The 14,625-nt window shown below is 62.7% G+C and carries 13 protein-coding genes; 3 read left to right on the top strand and 10 right to left on the bottom strand.

All coding sequences use genetic code 11. The features are described from left to right. Positions 1-20: 20 nt before the first annotated feature. The 5 genes from pstB to B9A31_RS00980 form a co-directional block, all read right to left on the bottom strand. Positions 21-854, bottom strand: coding sequence for a phosphate ABC transporter ATP-binding protein PstB (gene pstB / locus B9A31_RS01000; protein WP_012274853.1), 834 nt, complete (start codon positions 852-854; stop codon positions 21-23). Between the two features lie 72 nt (positions 855-926). Next, complete coding sequence (pstA, locus tag B9A31_RS00995) at positions 927-2,543, bottom strand: phosphate ABC transporter permease PstA (protein ID WP_156866896.1); 1,617 nt, start codon at positions 2,541-2,543, stop codon at positions 927-929. A 71-nt stretch (positions 2,544-2,614) separates the two neighbouring features. Further along, positions 2,615-4,903, bottom strand: coding sequence for an ABC transporter permease subunit (locus B9A31_RS00990; RefSeq protein ID WP_025754238.1), 2,289 nt, complete (start codon positions 4,901-4,903; stop codon positions 2,615-2,617). A 139-nt stretch (positions 4,904-5,042) separates the two neighbouring features. After that, positions 5,043-6,041, bottom strand: coding sequence for a phosphate ABC transporter substrate-binding protein PstS (locus tag B9A31_RS00985; RefSeq protein ID WP_016712729.1), 999 nt, complete (start codon positions 6,039-6,041; stop codon positions 5,043-5,045). A 153-nt stretch (positions 6,042-6,194) separates the two neighbouring features. Further along, the gene (locus B9A31_RS00980) at positions 6,195-7,484 is read right to left on the bottom strand and encodes an MFS transporter (protein WP_019096627.1); all 1,290 of its coding nucleotides are present in this window, start codon (positions 7,482-7,484) and stop codon (positions 6,195-6,197) included. Between the two features lie 362 nt (positions 7,485-7,846). On the opposite strand from B9A31_RS00980, the gene B9A31_RS00975 reads away from it, so the two are divergent. Both B9A31_RS00975 and B9A31_RS00970 read left to right on the top strand, forming a co-directional pair. Further along, positions 7,847-8,245: an acyl-CoA thioesterase gene (locus B9A31_RS00975; RefSeq protein ID WP_016712731.1), complete on the top strand. Its 399-nt coding sequence runs from the start codon at positions 7,847-7,849 to the stop codon at positions 8,243-8,245. Positions 8,246-8,316: 71 nt separating this feature from the next. Then, positions 8,317-9,213: a D-hexose-6-phosphate mutarotase gene (locus tag B9A31_RS00970; protein ID WP_025754237.1), complete on the top strand. Its 897-nt coding sequence runs from the start codon at positions 8,317-8,319 to the stop codon at positions 9,211-9,213. Positions 9,214-9,275: 62 nt separating this feature from the next. Here B9A31_RS00970 and B9A31_RS00965 read toward each other — a convergent pair whose 3' ends face one another. The 5 genes from B9A31_RS00965 to B9A31_RS00945 all read right to left on the bottom strand — a co-directional run bounded on the left by B9A31_RS00965 (position 9,276) and on the right by B9A31_RS00945 (position 12,891). Then, positions 9,276-9,809: a DUF3299 domain-containing protein gene (locus B9A31_RS00965; RefSeq protein ID WP_161751323.1), complete on the bottom strand. Its 534-nt coding sequence runs from the start codon at positions 9,807-9,809 to the stop codon at positions 9,276-9,278. Positions 9,810-9,857: 48 nt separating this feature from the next. Then, entirely contained in the window at positions 9,858-10,103 is a 246-nt protein-coding gene (locus tag B9A31_RS00960; protein ID WP_010955824.1) for a GlsB/YeaQ/YmgE family stress response membrane protein, read from the bottom strand. A 99-nt stretch (positions 10,104-10,202) separates the two neighbouring features. Next, positions 10,203-11,285, bottom strand: coding sequence for a 5-(carboxyamino)imidazole ribonucleotide synthase (locus B9A31_RS00955; RefSeq protein WP_016502259.1), 1,083 nt, complete (start codon positions 11,283-11,285; stop codon positions 10,203-10,205). Between the two features lie 10 nt (positions 11,286-11,295). Beyond that, a complete protein-coding gene (gene purE / locus B9A31_RS00950; RefSeq protein ID WP_009684500.1) occupies positions 11,296-11,787 on the bottom strand; it encodes a 5-(carboxyamino)imidazole ribonucleotide mutase in 492 nt (163 codons plus the stop codon). Positions 11,788-11,958: 171 nt separating this feature from the next. Further along, a complete protein-coding gene (locus tag B9A31_RS00945; protein ID WP_161751324.1) occupies positions 11,959-12,891 on the bottom strand; it encodes a LysR substrate-binding domain-containing protein in 933 nt (310 codons plus the stop codon). A gap of 182 nt (positions 12,892-13,073) precedes the next feature. Here B9A31_RS00945 and aspA point away from each other — a divergent pair, with 182 nt between their 5' ends. Then, positions 13,074-14,498, top strand: coding sequence for an aspartate ammonia-lyase (gene aspA / locus B9A31_RS00940; protein ID WP_025754235.1), 1,425 nt, complete (start codon positions 13,074-13,076; stop codon positions 14,496-14,498). Positions 14,499-14,625 lie beyond the last annotated feature (127 nt).

The raw sequence follows: 14,625 nt of genomic DNA, 5'->3' as shown, positions 1-14,625 counted from the left end.
GTGCTCATCACGAGCGCCGCTTAACCGTAGCGACCGGTGATGTAGTCTTCGGTCTGCTTCTTCGCCGGGTTGGTGAACAGGGTGTCGGTATCCCCGAATTCGACCAGTTTGCCCATGTACATGAACGCGGTGTAATCCGAAACACGGGCCGCCTGCTGCATGTTGTGGGTCACGATGACGATGGTGTACTTGGATTTCAATTCGTAGATCAGCTCTTCGACCTTCAGGGTCGAAATCGGGTCCAGCGCCGAGCACGGTTCGTCGAGCAGCAGCACTTCCGGCTCCACGGCGATGGTGCGGGCGATGACCAGACGCTGTTGCTGGCCACCGGACAGGCCCAGCGCCGACTCATGCAGGCGGTCCTTGACCTCGTCCCACAGGGCTGCGCCCTTCAGCGCCCACTCGACGGCTTCGTCGAGCACACGCTTCTTGTTGATGCCCTGGATACGCAGGCCGTAGACCACGTTCTCGTAGATGGTCTTGGGGAACGGGTTGGGCTTCTGGAACACCATGCCCACACGGCGGCGCAGCTCGGCCACGTCCTCGCCCTTGCGGTAGATGTTGTTGCCGTACAGGTTGATGGCGCCTTCCACGCGGCAGCCGTCAACCAGGTCGTTCATGCGGTTGAAGGTGCGCAGCAGGGTAGACTTGCCGCAGCCGGACGGGCCGATGAAGGCAGTCACGCGTTGCTTGGGGATGTTCATGCTGACGTCGAACAACGCCTGCTTGTCGCCGTAGAACAGGCTCAGGCCAGGTACTTCGATGGCCACGGTTTCTTCGGCCAGGCGCAGGCTCTGCTTGTTGCGGCCCAGGGCAGACATGTCGATGCCGTGGGTATGGGAATCTTGCTGCATGGTCTACTCCATACGCTATCAATTCGTTTCAAAGGGCCGCCCGGCTGGTGGGCGGCACGCTTGCAATCAGGGTCAGCTGTCGAGGGCCTTGTACTTCTCGCGCAGGTGGTTACGGATCCACACGGCCGAGAGGTTGAGGGTCGCGATCACCAGCACCAGCAACAGCGCAGTGGCATACACCAGCGGCCGCGCGGCCTCGACGTTCGGGCTCTGGAAGCCGACGTCATAGATGTGGAAGCCCAGGTGCATGATCTTCTGGTCCAGGTGCAGGTACGGGTAGTTACCGTCCACCGGCAGCGACGGCGCCAGCTTCACCACACCCACCAGCATCAGCGGCGCGACTTCACCAGCGGCGCGGGCCACGGCGAGGATCATGCCGGTCATCATGGCCGGGCTGGCCATGGGCAAGACGATCTTCCAAAGCGTTTCGGCCTTGGTCGCGCCCAGGGCCAGCGAGCCTTCGCGCACGGTACGCGGAATACGCGCCAAGCCTTCTTCGGTGGCCACGATCACCACCGGCACGGCCAGCAGTGCCAGGGTCAGCGATGCCCACAGCAGGCCCGGGGTACCCAGGGTCGGTGCCGGCAGCGCTTCAGGGAAGAACAGGCGGTCGATCGAGCCACCCAGCACGTAGACGAAGAAGCCCAGGCCAAACACGCCGTAGACGATCGCCGGCACGCCGGCCAGGTTGTTCACGGCAATGCGGATCAGCCGTGTCACCGGCCCCTGCCTGGCGTACTCACGCAGGTAGACCGCAGCCAGAACGCCGAACGGGGTGACGATCACGGCCATGATCAGGGTCATCATCACGGTGCCGAAAATGGCCGGGAAGATACCGCCCTCGGTGTTGGCTTCACGCGGGTCGTCGCTGAGGAACTCCCAGACCTTGGCGAAGTAGGTACCCAGCTTGGTGAAGCCGGACATGCCGTTCGGCTGGATGGCATGCACCACCTTACTCAGGTTGATTTCCACTTCACGGCCGTTGCCATCGCGGGCCACCAGGCTGTCGCGGGCAAAGGCCTGGTGCAGGCCGGTCAGGCGGTCTTCGATGGCCTTGTAGCGGCTGTTCAGCTCGGCGCGGTCGGCGTCCATGTCGGCCTGGGCAGCGGCGTCCAGCTTGCCGTCCAGCTCCAGCTTGCGGGCCTGCAGGCGCAGGCGCTCGAGGCCATGGTTGATGGCGCCGATGTCCTTCTTCTCAAGCTGCTGCAACTCGCCGTTGAGCTGGTTGGCGCGCTTGAGGCGGGCCTGCAGTTCGTGCCAGGCGGCAGGGCCTTCGGCCACCACGCGGCCTTCTTCCTTGACGCTGACCAGGTAGCCGTAGAAGTTGCCCCACTCGCGGCGTTCCAGGGCGATCAGGTCGGCCGGGCGTTTTTCGTCAACCAGCCAGTCGCCGACCACCCAGGTAAAGTCGCTGCCATTGAGGTCGCGGTTACCAATCTTGATCAGTTCACGGGTCATGAACTCCGGGCCCTGGTCTGGTACCGGCAGGCCGGCACCCTTCAGGCGGGCGCGTGGCACTTCTTCCTTTTGTACCACTTCGCCGATGACGACGTGGTCAGCCTGGCCCGGCACCTTGTAGGTGGCCTGTACAAGATCGGCCGGCCAGAAGTGGCCCAGGCCGCGCACGGCAATCACCGCCAGCAGGCCGACGGTCATGATCACCGCCATGGCCACCGCGCCGCCGCTCATCCAGACGCCGGGGGCGCCGCTCTTGAACCAGCCTTTGAGGGAATCCTTTTTCACGGATCGCTACCTTTCTATCAAAGCGACGAGTATTTCTTGCGCAGACGCTGGCGAATCAGCTCGGCCAAGGTGTTCATCACGAACGTGAACATCAGCAGCACCAGAGCGGCCAGGAACAGCACGCGATAGTGGCTGCCGCCGACTTCCGATTCCGGCATTTCCACGGCCACGTTGGCGGCCAGGGTGCGCATGCCCTCGAACAGGTTCATCTCCATCACCGGGGTGTTGCCGGTGGCCATCAGCACGATCATGGTCTCGCCCACCGCACGGCCCATGCCGATCATCAGCGCCGAGAAGATACCCGGGCTGGCGGTGAGGATGACCACGCGGGTCAGGGTCTGCCAGGGCGTCGCGCCCAGGGCCAGCGAGCCCAGGGTCAAGCTGCGCGGCACGCTGAACACGGCGTCTTCGGCAATGGAATAGATGTTCGGGATGACTGCAAAGCCCATGGCGATACCCACGACCAGGGCGTTGCGCTGGTCATAGGTGATGCCCAGATCGTTGGTGATCCACAGCCGCATGTCGCCGCCGAAGAACCAGCTTTCCAGGTGCGGGCTCATGGTCAGGGCGAACCAGCCGGTGAACAGAATGACCGGAATCAGGATCGCCGCCTCCCAGCCATCCGGCACACGCAGGCGAATCGACTCCGGCAGGCGGGTCCAGGCGAAGCCGGCCAGCAGGATGCCAACCGGCATCAGCAGGAACAGGCTGAACACGCCCGGCAGGTGGCCTTCCAGGTACGGGGCCAGGAACAGGCCGGCGAAGAAGCCAAGGATTACCGTGGGCATCGCTTCCATCAGTTCGATCACCGGCTTGACCTTGCGGCGCATGCCCGGGGCCATGAAGTAGGCGGTGTAGATGGCGGCGGCGATGGCCAGCGGGGCGGCCAGGATCATCGCGTAGAACGCGGCCTTCAAGGTACCGAAGGTGAGCGGCGACAGGCTCAGCTTGGGCTCGAAGTCTGTGTTCGAGGCGGTCGACTGCCAGACGTATTTCGGCTCGTCGTAGTTCTCGTACCACACCTTGCCCCACAGCGCGCTGAAGGAAATTTCCGGGTGCGGGTTGCGCAGGCTCAAGGGCAGCAGTTTGCCGCCTTCTTCGATGATGATGCGATTGGCGCGTGGCGACAGGGCCAGGATACCTGGGCCTTCGGCAGCCGGCTCGACCAGCAGGGTGCGGTGCGCGGTGCTGTGGAACACGCCCAGCTTGCCGTCTGCGTCCAGCGCGATGAAGCCTTTGCGGCGCTCTTCCGCGTCGATCTGCACGATAGGCGCCTTGCCCATCTGGAAGGTACGAATCTGCTTGAAGCGTGACTCGCCATCCGGGTCGCGGGCCATGAACCACTGGGCCAGGCCGCCTTTGGAGTCACCGATGATCAGCGAGATGCCGCCAACCAGCTGGGCCGTGGCGGTGATTTCGGTATCGCCGCTTTCAGACAGCTTGTAACGGCCGTTGAGGCTCTTGTCGCGCAGGCTGAACACGTCGGCAGTGGCGCGGCCGTTGATCACGTACAACCACTGCTGGCGCGGATCGATGAAGATGTTCTTCACCACTTCGGTCATTTGCGGCAGTTCGATGCGGTTCTGCTCGGTGGTGACCTCTTCGGTCATCATGTTTTCCGTGCGGGTCAGCTCCAGCACCTGCAGATGCGCGCCGGTGGAGCCGGCCAGCAGCAAGGTGTCGCCATTGACGTTGACGCTGACGTGCTCCAGCGCACGGCCCTGTTCGTCGAGCACGAACGGCTGCTCGCCGTACGGGTAGTCGATGCCTGGGCTAATGGTTTTCTTGTTGTCCGGGTAGGTGATCTTGTAGGTGTGGTGGAACACCAGCGCCTGGCCATTGGACAAGCCCAGCACCACCAGCGGGCTACCCGGCTGGTCGGCACTGATCGACGTAACCTGGGTGCCTGCCGGCACAGGCAGGTCGACACGTTTGAGCTCGTTACCGGTCTTGGTATCGAAGAACAATGCCTGGCCCTTGTCCGAAACTCGCATCCCCACCAGGTTCTGCTCTTCTAGCGCGATCATCAGCGGCTTGCCGGCATCCTGCTGCAGCCAGGTTGGCGCCAGGGCTTTCTTGCTGGTCAGCTCGGCGCCCTGGAACAGTGGCAGCACCACATAGGCCAGGTAGAAGAAGATCAGGGTGATGGCCGCCAGAACGGCAAGCCCGCCCACCAGTACATACCAGCGGGTCAGGCGGTCCTTGAGCGCACGCATGCGGCGCTTGCGTTGCAACTCGGGCGTATTGAAATCAATGCGCACGGGCTGGGAGTTTTGGGTCATGTTGGAATTGGCCAGATCATTCATGCGCACACCCTAGCGGTCCCGTGTGACAAAAACATTACAAAGTGGTGACGCGCGAAAGCCCGCCGCACAGGGAACCTGGCTTCGGACTGGAATTTCGTGGAAGAGGCCGGGCATCGGCACCGGCCTCTTCTTCAGTTACTTACTTCTTTGCAACGTTACCGGCGTGCGACAGGCCCAGGTCAGCCAGGGTCTTGTCGACGACTTTGGCCGGCAGCGGGATGTAGCCATCCTTCACCACGACCTGCTGGCCAGCTTGCGACAGCACCAGCTTGACGAACTCGGCTTCCAGCGGGGCCAGAGGCTTGTTCGGGGCCTTGTTGACGTACACGTACAGGAAGCGCGACAGCGGGTAGGTGCCGTTCAGGGCGTTGGTTTCGTTGTCTTCAACGAACTCGCCGCCTTCTTTCTTGGCCAGGCCTACGGTTTTGACGCTGGCAGTCTTGTAACCGATACCCGAGTAGCCAATGCCGTTCAGCGAAGAGCTGATCGACTGCACCACCGAAGCCGAGCCAGGCTGTTCGTTGACGTTAGGCTTGAAGTCGCCTTTGCACAGGGCTTCTTCCTTGAAGTAGCCGTAGGTGCCCGATACCGAGTTGCGGCCGAACAGCTGGATTGGCTTGTTGGCCAGGTCGCCGGTCACACCCACGTCGCCCCAGGTCTTGATTTCGGCTTTGCCACCGCACAGGCGAGTGGAAGAGAAGATGGCGTCGACCTGAGCCATGGTCAGGCCCTTGATCGGGTTGTCCTTGTGCACGAACACGGCCAGGGCGTCGACAGCAACCGGGATGGCGGTCGGCTTGTAACCGTACTTCTGCTCGAAGGCCTGCAGCTCGACGTCCTTCATCTTGCGGCTCATCGGGCCGAGGTTGGCGGTGCCTTCGGTCAGCGCGGGTGGCGCGGTGGAGGAGCCGGCCGCCTGGATCTGGATGTTTACGTTCGGATATTCCTTCTTGTAGGCCTCGGCCCACAGCGTCATCAGGTTCGCCAGGGTGTCGGAGCCAACGCTGGAGAGGTTGCCCGAAACACCGGTGGTCTTGGTGTAGGTCGGGATCGCAGGATCGACAGCGGCTACCGCGTTGGCGGTTGCAACGCCAGCGGCGGCAAAGGTGAGGGCCGCCATCAAACGCTTCAGTTTCATGCCTTGCTCCTAGCAGGAATATGGGGGTGTTGGATGGAACGGGCCCAAGTATCGGCAGGCCGCATGAACACGATATGACTTCATTGTGACAATTGGATGAAAGGCCATCACTGTAAGCAGGTCTGGCCTTTTCGCGGGTAGCCTCGAAGCAGATCAGCGCTTATTGGCGAGCAAGTACAGGCCCACGGCCAGACCAACGGCACACAGCCCCGCCACGTAGTAGGCCGGCGCCATCGGGCTCACCTTCAGCAGCGCCGTCACCACCATCGGTGTCAGCCCGCCGAAAATCGCGTAGGCCACGTTGTACGAGAACGACAGCCCGCTGAAGCGCACCGCCGCCGGGAACGCCTTGACCATCACATAGGGCACAGCGCCAATCACGCCCACGCACAGGCCAGTCACCGCGTACAGCGGGAACAACAGCTCAGGCCGGGTCGGCAGGCTGTGGTAGAAGGCCCAGGAACTGGCCAGCAGCAACAGGCTGCCAATCACGAACACGCGGCCCGCACCAAAGCGGTCGGCCAGGCTGCCGGCGCCGATGCAGCCAAGGCTGAGCAGCACGATCGCCAGGCTGTTGGCCTTGAGCGAGTCGGTCGGGCTGATGTGGTAGAAGCTCTGCAACAGCGCCGGGGTCATCAGGATGACCACCACGATGCCGGCCGACAGCATCCAGGTCAGCAGCATCGACAGGATGATCGGGCCACGGTGGTCACGCAGCACGGCCCGCAGCGGCAATTCCTCGGCCAGCGCCTTGCGCTGCTGCATTTCGGCGAACACTGGCGTTTCGTGCAGCCAGCGGCGCAGGTACACCGAGAACAGGCCGAACACACCGCCGAGCAGGAACGGAATCCGCCAGGCGTAATCGGCCACTTCTTCGGCGCTGTACACGCTGTTGATCAGGGTCGCCACCAGCGAACCCAGCAGAATGCCCGCCGTCAGGCCTGCAGTCAGGGTGCCGCAGGCGTAGCCGGTGTTGCGCGCAGGCACGTGTTCGGACACGAACACCCAGGCGCCCGGCACCTCGCCACCGATGGCCGCGCCCTGGATCACGCGCATCAGCAGCAGCAGGATCGGCGCCCACATGCCAATTTGGGCATAGGTTGGCAGCAGGCCCATGATCAGGGTCGGCAGGGCCATCATGAAGATGCTCAGGGTGAACATCTTCTTGCGCCCCAACAAATCACCGAAGTGGGCCATGATGATGCCGCCCAGCGGCCGCGCCAGATAGCCGGCGGCGAAGATGCCGAAGGTTTGCATCAGGCGCAGCCACTCGGGCATGTCGGCCGGGAAGAACAGCTTGCCGACCACTGTGGCGAAGAACACGAAGATGATGAAGTCGTAGAACTCCAGCGCACCGCCCAGGGCGGACAGTGAAAGGGTCTTGTAGTCACTGCGGGTCAGCGGCCGCGAGGGCTGCTCGATACTGCTGGGCACGGAAGTCATCGCTCGTTGTTCTCTTTGTAGGGCATGCAGGCCGCTTGGCACGCGGCTTCTGGATTAGGGGACACGCGAAGATAGCAAATAGCCGAGCTGCGCTGAAAGCGATACAAAATCCCTACACATATTCATGAATGCGCGGTCGTCGCTGGCCGTTATGCTCTATATACTGGCAGTTCGTAGGAAAAGGTTGCCCCTAACGTGGGATGTTGTGCGAAAACGCCGGTCAGTATTGTCAGACGGTTTCGCAGAGTTTCCCTACGGCCGCCCAGTGAAACGAAATCGGCGTAGTATGTTTCAAGCTGAATCGTTTACCCGGCCTTTGCGCCACACCAACGAAAAGCGTCACGGGTCAGAGGCCCCATCGCATGATTGAGCTCGAACAAGAAGATCCAATCCCACAAGGCGACCTGGCCTTGCAGATCACAGCATTGCCGCGCGAGACCAACGGCTTCGGCGACATCTTCGGCGGCTGGCTGGTTGCCCAGATGGACCTGGCCGGCACCGCCATGGCCAGCCGCGTCGCCGGTGGCCGCGTGGCTACCGTGGCCATCGACCGCATGGCCTTCCTGGTACCGGTCGCGGTCGGCGCGCAGCTGTCGTTCTATACCCAGACCCTGGAGATCGGCCGCAGCTCGATCCGGATGATGGTCGAAGTGTGGAGCGACGACCCGCTGTCCAGCGAATGGCGCAAGGTTACCGAAGCGGTATTCGTCTTCGTCGCCATCGACGGCAGTGGTCGTACCCGGTCTGTGCCTCGTCGCTAAGCCTCGCCGGCGGTAAACTCATTGCATGTGCCCGGGTCCAAGGCCCACTGGCAACCAATGAGATGAATGCAATGGCTACCTACCAGGTCGTAACCGAGCAACATGGCGAACTGAACTGCTGGCGTATCAGCAGCGACCGCGCCGAACTCCTGATCGCCCAGCAAGGCGCACAGATCCTCAGCTACCAGCGGGTCGGCGAGCCGCCGCTGCTGTGGCTGAGCGACCAGGCCATCTTCCGCCAGGGCAAGTCGGTTCGCGCCGGGGTGCCGGTGTGCTGGCCGTGGTTTGGCAACTTGCAGCGCAACCCCCAGGCCGTGCAGGCCATGTACCACGGCGAGCAGGCACCAGCTCACGGGCTGGCGCGCTCACGTGACTGGCAGTTGCTGGGTATAGAGGAAGCGGGCGACGGCCTGCGTATCGGGTTCGAGCTGCCTGAGGCGCAGGGCGACCTGCCCGGGTGGCCCCATGACGTCGAGCTGAAGCTGGTGGTGGAGCTGGGTGACGAGCTGAAGCTGAGCCTGACCAGCCGCAACATGGGCAATACCCCGGTTACCATCAGCCAGGCGCTGCATAGTTACTTTGCAGTTAGCGATGTGCGTCAGGCGCGGGTCGAAGGGGTCGAGGGGCTGGGCTATATCGAGACCCTGGCTGACTGGGAACAGCGCCAGCAGCAAGGGCCGCTGGCGTTTGCCGGGGAGACGGACCGGATCTACCTCGATACCCCGCAGACGCTGAGCATTGTCGACCCGCATTGGAGCCGGCGGATTACCTTGACCAGCAGCGGGTCGCGCTCGGCGGTGATCTGGAACCCATGGACCGAGCGGGCCAAGGAGCTGGCAGACATGGCTGATGACGGCTGGCAGCGGATGCTGTGCATCGAGACGGCGAATGTGTGGGATGACCTGGTGGAGCTGAGGCCAGGGGCGAGTCACTCGCTAGGCGTCGTGATCGGCTGTGAAATGATCTGAGTTTTACAGTGGTTTTGCCGGCCTCTTTACGGGCTTGCCCGCGAAGAGGCCGGTGCAGGCAATCAGAGGTCTGCATCCTCCACCACCCTCACCTTCCCCGCATCCAGCGCATAGGCCGCGTCGGCCAGGTCATTGCTGACCTTTTCCACCTTAAGCGTGCCGCTGACCCACAGCGGTGTGTAGATGTCATCGATCTTCAGTCCTTTCGGGTAGCGCACCAGCACCAGCTGGTTCGGCGGCGGTGGCGGCACATGGATGCACGCCCCAGGGTACGGCACCAGGAAGAACAGCGTGCTGTTGCCCTTGGCGTCGCTTTCCAACGGCACGGGGTAGCCGCCCAGGCGAATGTCCTTGCCGTTCATGGCTGCCACGGTCTTGGTCGAGTACATCACCGCCGGCAGGCCCTTGCTCTGTTTCAGGCCACCCTTGTCGGTAAAAGTGCCCATGGCTTCCGGTGAGTTGTGGTCGATTTCGGGCATTTGCTCGAGCGCCTTCTGGTCCGACTTGGGCATCAACTCCAGCCAGTCGGTTTCAGGCAGTTCGGCATGGGCCAGGGCGCTGGCCAACAGCAGGGGGACAAGGAAAAAGGCACGCATGGAAATGCTCGGCAACTCGGATGAATTGCCGGGCATTCTAACCAGTATTCAGCGTTTCTTGATGAATCCGTAGATCACCAGAAGGACCACGGCACCGACCAGCGCGCCAAAGAAGCCCGCTGCCTGTCCGGCCTGATAGATGCCCAACGCCTGGCCGCCATAGGTGGCCAACAGGGAGCCGGCAATACCCAGCAGGATGGTCATGATCCAGCCCATGCTGTCGTCGCCCGGCTTGATGAAGCGGGCCAGCAGGCCGACGATGAGGCCGATGAAGATGGTTCCAATGATGCCCATGGCAATCCCTCTGCAGTTCGAAGATGGAACAAGCCAAAGCCTAGGCAGCGTTTTGGCTTGTTGCCATCTTCAGAGGGCAAGCCGGTGGTAGAAGTTCGATCAGTTGCTGATCAGGGCTTCTACTTCGGCAATCTTGCGCTCAAGGGTAGCCATGTCGTGGCAGCGCAGGGTGGCGTGGCCAACTTTGCGGCCGACCTTGAAGGCCTTGCCATAGTGGTGCAGGTGGCAGTCACCAATGGCGACCACTTTATCTACAGCTGGCACTTCACCGATGAAGTTGAGCATCGCACTTTCGCCCACCTTGGCAGTCGAGCCCAGCGGCAGGCCGGCAACGGCGCGCAGGTGGTTCTCGAACTGGCTGCATTCGGCGCCTTCGATGGTCCAGTGCCCGGAGTTGTGCACGCGCGGGGCGATTTCGTTGGCCTTGAGGCCACCGTCGACTTCGAAGAACTCGAAGGCCATCACACCTACATAGTCCAGTTTTTGCAGCACGCGGCCCACGTAGTCTTCGGCCAGGGCCTGCAGCGGGTGCGCCTGGCTGGCCACCGAAAGGCGCAGGATGCCGCTTTCGTGGGTGTTGTGCACCAGCGGGTAGAAGCGGGTTTCGCCATCGCGGGCACGCACGGCCACCAGCGACACTTCGCCGGTGAACGGCACGAAGCCTTCCAGCAGGCACGGCACGCTGCCCAGCTCGGCGAAGGTGCCTACCACGTCTTCAGGCGTACGCAGTACCTTCTGGCCCTTGCCGTCGTAACCCAGGGTGCGGGTTTTCAGCACGGCCGGCAGGCCGATGCTGGCCACTGCGGCGTCCAGGTCTGCCTGCGAGAGAATGTCGGCGAAGGCCGGGGTCGGGATACCCAGGTCGCGGAACATGCTTTTTTCGAACAGGCGGTCGCGGGCGATGCGCAGCGCTTCGGCGCTGGGGTAGACCGGCACGAACTGCGAGAGGAAGGCCACGGTCTCGGCCGGGACACTTTCGAACTCGAAGGTGACCAGGTCGACTTCGTCGGCCAGCTGGCGCAGGTGATCCTGGTCGCCATAGTCGGCACGCAGGTGCTCGCCCAGGGGCGCGGCGCAAGCGTCCGGCGCCGGGTCGAGGAAGGCGAAGTTCATGCCCAGCGGGGTGCCCGCCAGAGCCAGCATGCGGCCCAGCTGGCCGCCACCGATTACACCGATCTTCATGGGTTGAGCCTCAAGCCTGGCGCGGGTCTGGGTTGTCCAGCACGGTGTCGGTCTGCTCCGTGCGGAACTGCTTCAACGCCGCGTGGAACTGTGGGTACTTGGCGCCCAGGATGCTGGCCGACAGCAGCGCAGCGTTGACGGCACCGGCACGGCCGATGGCCAGGGTGGCAACCGGCACGCCGGCTGGCATCTGCACGATCGACAGCAGCGAATCGACGCCCGACAACATCGACGACTGGACGGGTACGCCCAGCACTGGCAGGTGGGTCTTGGCGGCGCACATGCCTGGCAGGTGAGCTGCGCCACCGGCACCGGCGATGATCACCTCGATGCCACGGCCTTCGGCCTCCTCGGCATACTGGAACAGCAGATCCGGGGTGCGGTGGGCGGAAACCACCTTCACTTCGTAGGGAATGCCGAGTTTTTCCAGCATATCGGCGGTGTGGCTAAGGGTGGACCAATCGGACTTGGAGCCCATGATCACGCCAACCAGTGCACTCATCGTCGAGCCTCTTCGCTTGTGCGCCCTTGGGCGCGTCAAAAAACAACAAGCCACGCGGGACGACCGGCGTGGCTTGTTTGCTGATCAGGACCGGACGCATCCGGTCGAAAGGCCGCGCAGTATACCGTAAGGTGTTGCGTTTAAGGCACCCCGGCGACCAACTGTCGCCCCTTATTTTTCGGGGCTTTGGCTGACTTTGGGGTCAACCGCCGCCGCACCTTCCAGCTTGCGCCACAACAGCCGTACGTTGGCCTTGCGTACCAGGGCGCAGCGGTACAGGCGGATCTCCAGCGGCACATGCCACTGACTGCCGCCGCAGATGGCCAGTTCGCCCCGCTCCAGCTCGCCGCGCATCGACAGGCGCGGCACCCAGGCGATGCCCATGCCTTCCAGCGCCATGCTCTTGAGACTGTCGGCCATGGCGGTTTCGTAGACGGTGGTATAGCGCAGGTTACGCTGGCGCAGCAGCAAATTGACCGAACGCCCCAGGAACGCGCCTGCGGTATAGGCCAGCAGCGGCACGCTGCCCTCGCCTTCCAGATCGAACAACGGTTTGCCTTCGGCGTCCACGGCGCACACCGGCAACATTTCGGTGGTGCCCATGTGCAGCGACGGGAAGATCTCGGCATCCATCTGCAAGGCCGCGTCCGGGTCATAGAACGCCAGCATCAGGTCGCAGCCACCTTCGCGTAATGCATGCACGGCATCCCCGACGTTAGTCGCAACCAGGCGGGTGGCGATGTTCAAACCGTCGTTGCGCAACTGGGCCACCCAGCGGGGGAAAAAGCCCGATGCAAGGGAGTGCGCCGCCGCCACCTGAACGACCTCGCCCTGCCCACCTTCAAGGTGATGCAAATGGCGGAGAATCTCGCTCAACTGGTCGACAACCGTACGCGCCGTGACAAGAAAAAGCTGCCCGGCCTCAGTCAGTTCGATCGGTGTGCGGGAACGATTCACCAACTGCAGGCCCAACGCCGCCTCCAGGCTGCGAATGCGCCGGCTGAAGGCCGGTTGGGTGACGAAACGCCGCTCTGCAGCCTGGGAAAAACTGCGGGTGGCAGCCAGCGCGCTGAAATCTTCCAGCCATTTGCTTTCAAGGTTCACGAAGCACATCTCCCGGCATGCACCAAAATGGAACACGCTCGAATGTCAATTGGCGTCACATGAAACACTATGCCGTTTGTGCATAGGTTAGCGTGCAACAGCATTGGCCGCAAAATCACCTTCAGGCCTAGGATTGGCGCCATTCCGGCATGTGCCGGGTCAAAATCGAGATGATATACATCATGTCCTCCGCTGCATCGTTCCGCGTCGAAAAAGATCTGTTGGGTACCCTTGAAGTTCCTGCTGATGCCTACTACGGCATCCAGACCCTGCGCGCTGCCAACAACTTCCACCTCTCCGGCGTTCCGCTGTCGCACTATCCGAAACTGGTAGTCGGCCTGGCGATGGTCAAGCAGGCAGCTGCTGACGCCAACCGTGAGCTGGGGCACCTGAGCGATGCCAAGCACGCCGCGATCAGCGCAGCCTGCGCACGACTGATCAAGGGCGACTACCACGAGCAGTTCGTGGTGGACATGATTCAAGGCGGTGCTGGTACTTCCACCAACATGAACGCCAACGAAGTCATCGCCAACATCGCGCTGGAGGCCATGGGCCACCAGAAGGGTGAGTACCAGTACCTGCACCCGAACAACGATGTGAACATGGCGCAGTCGACCAACGACGCCTACCCGACCGCTATCCGTCTGGGCCTGCTGCTGGGTCACGACGCGCTGCTGGCCAGCCTCGACAGCCTGATCCAGGCCTTCGCTGCCAAGGGTAAGGAATTCGACCACGTACTGAAGATGGGCCGTACCCAGCTGCAGGACGCCGTGCCGATGACCCTGGGCCAGGAGTTCCGCGCCTTCGCCACCACCATGACCGAAGACCTGCAGCGCCTGCGCTCGCTGGCTCCGGAACTGCTGACCGAAATCAACCTGGGTGGTACTGCCATCGGTACCGGCATCAACGCCGACCCTGGCTACCAGGCCCTGGCCGTACAGCGCCTGGCAATCATCAGCGGCCAGCCGCTGGTGCCGGCTGCCGACCTGATCGAAGCCACTTCCGACATGGGCGCCTTCGTGCTGTTCTCCGGCATGCTCAAGCGTACCGCCGTCAAGCTGTCGAAGATCTGCAACGACCTGCGCCTGCTGTCCAGCGGCCCGCGCACCGGCATCAACGAGATCAACCTGCCAGCACGTCAGCCAGGCAGCTCGATCATGCCAGGCAAGGTCAACCCGGTTATCCCGGAAGCCGTCAACCAGGTGGCCTTCGCCATCATGGGCAACGACCTGGCCCTGACCGTCGCCGCCGAAGGTGGCCAGCTGCAGCTGAACGTGATGGAACCGCTGATCGCCTACAAGATCTTCGACTCGATCCGCCTGCTGCAACGCGCCATGGACATGCTGCGCGAACACTGCATCGTCGGCATCACCGCCAACGAACAGCGCTGCCGTGAACTGGTCGAGCACTCGATCGGCCTGGTCACCGCCCTGAACCCGTACATCGGCTACGAAAACGCCACCCGTATCGCCCGCGTTGCCCTGGAAACAGGCCGTGGCGTACTGGAACTGGTGCGCGAAGAGAAGCTGCTGGATGAAGAGATGCTCAACGACATCCTGCGTCCGGAAAACATGATCGCTCCCCGTCTGGTTCCGCTGAAGGCGTAACCCGGCTGCTGCAAACAGTCTCACCAGGTTAAGGGACTAGACACCTCTCAACCTTTCAAGGCCCGAGCCTATGCTTCGGGCCTTTTTTTTGCCCGCAAAACAAGCGGCGCGAAGACCGCTTGCCGAT

Source organism: Pseudomonas sp. URIL14HWK12:I5 (assembly GCF_900176445.1).
Lineage (GTDB): Bacteria > Pseudomonadota > Gammaproteobacteria > Pseudomonadales > Pseudomonadaceae > Aquipseudomonas > Aquipseudomonas monteilii.
This window is presented reverse-complemented; position numbering and strand designations above follow the sequence as displayed.

Coding starts and splice junctions, on each gene's coding strand:
- pstB (WP_012274853.1), bottom strand. CDS start 854: ATGCAGCAAGATTCCCATACCCACGGCATCGACATGTCTGCCCTGGGC.
- pstA (WP_156866896.1), bottom strand. CDS start 2,543: ATGAGCGGCGGCGCGGTGGCCATGGCGGTGATCATGACCGTCGGCCTG.
- B9A31_RS00990 (WP_025754238.1), bottom strand. CDS start 4,903: ATGAATGATCTGGCCAATTCCAACATGACCCAAAACTCCCAGCCCGTG.
- B9A31_RS00985 (WP_016712729.1), bottom strand. CDS start 6,041: ATGAAACTGAAGCGTTTGATGGCGGCCCTCACCTTTGCCGCCGCTGGC.
- B9A31_RS00980 (WP_019096627.1), bottom strand. CDS start 7,484: ATGACTTCCGTGCCCAGCAGTATCGAGCAGCCCTCGCGGCCGCTGACC.
- B9A31_RS00975 (WP_016712731.1), top strand. CDS start 7,847: ATGATTGAGCTCGAACAAGAAGATCCAATCCCACAAGGCGACCTGGCC.
- B9A31_RS00970 (WP_025754237.1), top strand. CDS start 8,317: ATGGCTACCTACCAGGTCGTAACCGAGCAACATGGCGAACTGAACTGC.
- B9A31_RS00965 (WP_161751323.1), bottom strand. CDS start 9,809: ATGCGTGCCTTTTTCCTTGTCCCCCTGCTGTTGGCCAGCGCCCTGGCC.
- B9A31_RS00960 (WP_010955824.1), bottom strand. CDS start 10,103: ATGGGCATCATTGGAACCATCTTCATCGGCCTCATCGTCGGCCTGCTG.
- B9A31_RS00955 (WP_016502259.1), bottom strand. CDS start 11,285: ATGAAGATCGGTGTAATCGGTGGCGGCCAGCTGGGCCGCATGCTGGCT.
- purE (WP_009684500.1), bottom strand. CDS start 11,787: ATGAGTGCACTGGTTGGCGTGATCATGGGCTCCAAGTCCGATTGGTCC.
- aspA (WP_025754235.1), top strand. CDS start 13,074: ATGTCCTCCGCTGCATCGTTCCGCGTCGAAAAAGATCTGTTGGGTACC.